The organism is Levilactobacillus angrenensis (assembly GCF_003946085.1).
Lineage (GTDB): Bacteria > Bacillota > Bacilli > Lactobacillales > Lactobacillaceae > Levilactobacillus > Levilactobacillus angrenensis.
This window is the reverse complement of sequence record NZ_RHOB01000045.1, coordinates 1-4438: the sequence shown is the minus strand read 5'-3', so window position 1 is coordinate 4438 and position 4438 is coordinate 1. Positions and strand designations below refer to the sequence as shown.

Below are 4438 nucleotides of genomic sequence, written 5' to 3'. Positions count from 1 at the left end.
TATCAACGAGTAAGTATTGGGTGTAGTGCCCTTTATCTTTTAATTGCAACAGAAATGGCGCAAAATCTTCATTGATTTTGATTTGAAGTTGCCCATTTTCCCAAATACGCACAACTTCAAACCACCCCGTTAGAGTAATCCTCCGTTTCGTAGTTTTTCGAGTATTTTTTGTCGCTCCTCTGCACGAATCTGTTCTTCGCGCGTCTCTTGTTCTTGTTTATTATGTTCCGCTTCGGTCGTTCCTAGCTTGAGACCTTTGATTTTATCAATTGCCCGCCATTTTTCTTTGTCGGACAGTTCGCCATTGTGCTCGATATTGAATTTGGCTTTGTTCAGGCGTTCAGTCTTGCTGACGTGGACATCTTCGGCATCTTTGCGTTCAGGTTTCCATGCAAAAGAATAGCCAATAACAGGCTTTCCTCGCCTTTTACCGTATTTCTTGCGGACAGTTAGCCCACGAAATAGGGGGGTAAGTTCTTCTTTGATTGGTTTTATTACTTTTTTGTTAATGTCGCCTTGCCGATAAGTTTTTGGAATATCAAGTAACTCATCAAAATCTGCTTTGGAAAAGTAGGCGTATCCAGTTGTCCGATAGCCTTTGAGTAATCGAAACATGGTTTTGGCATAGCTACTTTTTAGGTCGCGAAACTCGATAAGTGCATACCGCACCCAACTCTCTAGATTGTTCAGCAAGGGCAAAGCGTCTTTGTAGATTTCTACGTCAACGTACGGCTCGTCTACGTCACCGTTGATCTTAAATTTGGTAAACATGACAAATCTTTCGAACGACAACCCACTTTTGCTTTGGCTACCGAAACGCAAGTCCATCAAGTGGTCGTAGGTGCGTTTAATATCGTCGATAAAGCGCCGATTAGCTGTGGGTTTGTAATTACTTAACTCTTTTAGCTGGTCAAAGCTAAAGCGGACGGTTTGGTCACCCTTATCACGCATTCTAGACACAATTGAAAAAAATAAATTCATCTCAACAGGACTAAATTTACGCAGAGGAATTGTATTTAACTCCGGTTGATATTTAACTAGTTCGTTGCTCAAAAAACCACCTCCTAAATCAGAGGCTACCATATTAAGGCCGGAACCTCAAGACGAGACCCCCATAAACAGACAATTGGACCCCCATAAACAGACAATTGGACCCCTATAAACAGACAATTGGACCCCCATAAACAGACAATTGGACCCCCAAACATTTGTGAAACGCTTGGGAGAGTAACGTGGAACATGCCATTAAAAGAGGTTTTAAAAGAGGTTTTAAAAGAGGTTATATAAGAGGCGGGGGTCTCCGTGCCCCAAAACCAAAAAGGAGTGAGCGAAAATCACGCTCACATTTTGCTTGCAGCGTTCACTTCGTTCACTCGCTAAATTCAAAACCAAAAGACGTGGCTCAGAAGAAGCCTCGACTGACGCTCGGCGGACAGCCCCAGATAGTGCTAGGAGGACTTATTTTGCGTTCTAAGCCATTTTAAAGATAATTTAATAAATACACCTGTTAAGCAAAGAAATGCGTCAGAAGCCAAAATACAAGCCCTGAGAGCAAACCAGTCGGGATAACCGCGTACAAATAATTTTTAATTTCATACCAACTCATATTTTTATGTGTTCGATCAATTTCCGTAGATAAACGGTTAGCGACTTGGTCCATAGTCCCTTGAACGGTCTGGTTTAGGCTGTCGTTTAGGGTTCTCAACGTGTTGTTGTTGTCCTGTTGGACGCTGTTTATCTTTTGCAGTTCGGCGATTGTCCTTTGATTGACGGTCTTTGTCTGCTCGTTGAAGTGGTTTTGCGCGTCTTTTAGCGTCGCGACTAATTGTTCTTTGTTGGTCTCTTTGTTGCTGTTTAAATCTTTCAATGTCTTCTGAAAGGCTTGATTGACGCGCTGACTGGCTTGTTCGATTTGTGTCAGTTGTTCGGTCAATTCGATTTGTTGCTTGCTTTGTAGTTGAATTTGCGTGCCCTGATAGTTCCTGATTTCTTTCAGGGTCTGATTGAGCGCTGTTAAATCTGTTTGTATCTGGTTTTCGGGTCTCTGATTGGGTGTCTCTTTGGTCTCTGGTACGTCTTTCCAACTCATTGTAAATTGCCCCCTTTTCGTAAGCTGTGCCGAGTTTGTTACCACGTGCTTTATAATTCGTGCCTGTGAGCTGATAGGTAAGGTCTTTTCCCCGTTCCCATACATCTATCGCCTTTTGCTTTAAATCGTCTCTAAACGTCTGAAAATCGCGAATAAGGGGATTAGACATCGTGCTATCAACGGCTTGTCTGATTTGGTCTTTCCATGTGGGTTGCCCACGATCATGCATTTTAATTTCTGCCATAGAACGTTTTTCATAGCGTTCAGGGTCAACTTTCGTAACTTCCAGTCCATGTTTTTGTACGATTTCATCGGTATTATGGACTAATTTTTCGCGGTATTCTTGCCAGTTACCGTGCATTTTTTTCCCTGTTTCTAAGTCGATTGCCCCAATGACGGCATGAATGTGTAAAGCGTCCGTGTCGGCATGTTCGTATAAAGCGACTTGCTGATTAGGGTAGGTTTTTTGATACACTTCTTTGGCAATATCGAGCGCTTTTTGTTGGTCATCTTCGTTTGTCGGGTCAAATTCTTTGGGACTAAACGAGATACGGCTAGCATACGCCTGCGTCTTGCCTTGATTGCCATACACTTCACGGACTTGTTTGAATTGACTTTTTGCGTAGTCAACATCAAGGTTTAGTCCGTCTTTTAAGACCGCTCGTTTTTCGGCGTAATTGACAAGGCGTGACGCGCTGGCAGACCGTTTTATGTGAGTTGTTGCCATATGTGTGCCACCTCACTTTGCAGTTCCTGCAATGCTTGGGCAGGAACATTACCCCCTTGATTGGCGTGTTTGGCTAATTGATTGAGATTACCCCCAATTTTTGCTAATTGACGGGTTAATGCTTGGGCTTCTTCTGCGCCAATCTTAGGGGCAACGATCCGTGCCCCTTGTGCCTTCTTTTTGACAAAAGCAGGCACGGACATATTTAAAGTTTTCGCTGACTGCGAAAGCTTTAAATAGTCCTGCTCGCTCACTCTAAAATTGATTTGCCGACTGTCTTTCCGATTGGGTTGTTTATCGGATAGAGAGCTAGCCATATTGTGTTGTTCGCTCACAAACCCCACCCCCTTTGTTTTGCCTTTCAGGCAAGTGAATTGATTGATTAAGCTCGTGAAACCCTTAGGGTTTCTACTCACATAATAAATCAATTCACGGGGTTTGGCAAGCAACCCACATGCTAGCCACTTACGTGTCTGATGTGGTGCTTGCAAAGGGGACGCTAGCGCTCGCCCCTTGACCCCCTAGCTACGCAAACTCATGGCAAAATGACTAGCTGTATGCTAGCCACTTTTTGCCAATCGTTGCGTATGCCATTTGCTGATTTATTCCGCAAATGGCGTCTACCCGACGGGGGCTGTCTGCCGAATTATTTTGCATAATAAGCATGATTTCATCAAGACAATTTTTGCACTTGACGCATGCTTTCAGCAGGAGCTCTTCTAGCAGACCATTTCATGGAGAGTTCTGCCCGAACAGGTCAAGCGTCTCACGCTTGACCGAGCTTGCATTTGTGCTAGTCCGCTTGTATCAAGGGTTCCAGCCGTTTTTAACCGAGGTCCCATTCATGCGTTTACCTCCAATGCGGTTAGCTTTAGATGACTTTTCTGATTTACTTCTTTTTCATCTGTATTCTGATTAACTGATAAATGAAAGATAAAATGACTGTGATAATTGTAAATACAAAAGTTAGTGTGCTCCCTCCCTGAAATAGGAACAAAACTATCGCAATTAACAACGTGATGATCGTAACTATTCGTACTAATAAATCTGGTCTGTTCATGCTTCTTACTCCCTTTCAAATGGTTGGTTGTTTTGCTAAATGTAGGGATGCCGTGAGCTGTGGAGGCTAGAGTGGTATCCCTCTTTTTATTATATTCATCATTTCCCCCCTGAATTAATACCGTTTGTTTCGAATGAAATTATTGTGAATTTCCACTTGAACTACCGCGCGACCACGGCGTGCTTGAAATAACTCTAAGCCCATATCCCCAATTTCAAGGTTAATTTCTTCAATTGCTGGGTTTAAAATATTATCTTTCAATCGTCCATAGGTATAACTTTCTGGCGCACCTAGCCATTCTTTCCACTCATCAGGCGTTCCTTGGACAATGGCAATTGAACTACCGTTATCTTTATCAGCTTCACGCATGAGTTTATAAAGCAAAATAGAATATTTACTTTTCAGTTTAACGGTATCAACGAGTAAGTATTGGGTGTAGTGCCCTTTATCTTTTAATTGCAACAGAAATGGCGCAAAATCTTCATTGATTTTGATTTGAAGTTGCCCATTTTCCCAAATACGCACAACTTCAAACCACCCCGTTAGAGTAATCCTCCGTTTC

The 4438-nt window shown here is 42.7% G+C and carries 4 protein-coding genes and 1 pseudogene; all 5 read right to left on the bottom strand.

Annotated features, from left to right (window positions below):
* Positions 1-145: pseudogene (locus EKM83_RS12910) on the bottom strand (RepB family plasmid replication initiator protein); the annotation flags it as partial.
* Positions 130-1053: a replication initiation protein gene (locus EKM83_RS12905; RefSeq protein WP_087576420.1), complete on the bottom strand. Its 924-nt coding sequence runs from the start codon at positions 1051-1053 to the stop codon at positions 130-132. The gene EKM83_RS12905 and the pseudogene EKM83_RS12910, both read right to left, overlap by 16 nt.
* A gap of 590 nt (positions 1054-1643) precedes the next feature.
* Positions 1644-2816 (bottom strand): relaxase/mobilization nuclease domain-containing protein, encoded by a 1173-nt coding sequence (locus tag EKM83_RS12900; RefSeq protein ID WP_125577943.1) that lies wholly within the window; start codon positions 2814-2816, stop codon positions 1644-1646.
* Positions 2798-3151: a MobC family plasmid mobilization relaxosome protein gene (locus EKM83_RS12895; RefSeq protein ID WP_125577941.1), complete on the bottom strand. Its 354-nt coding sequence runs from the start codon at positions 3149-3151 to the stop codon at positions 2798-2800. Before EKM83_RS12895 ends, EKM83_RS12900 begins: the two co-directional genes overlap by 19 nt.
* An 839-nt stretch (positions 3152-3990) precedes the next feature.
* On the bottom strand, positions 3991-4438 hold a 448-nt coding region (locus EKM83_RS12885; RefSeq protein WP_164505683.1), incomplete at its 5' end, for a replication initiation protein.

What these genes read in the sequence shown, in the direction of transcription:
- EKM83_RS12900 (WP_125577943.1), bottom strand. Translation starts at nt 2,816, where the DNA reads ATGGCAACAACTCACATAAAACGGTCTGCCAGCGCGTCACGCCTTGTC.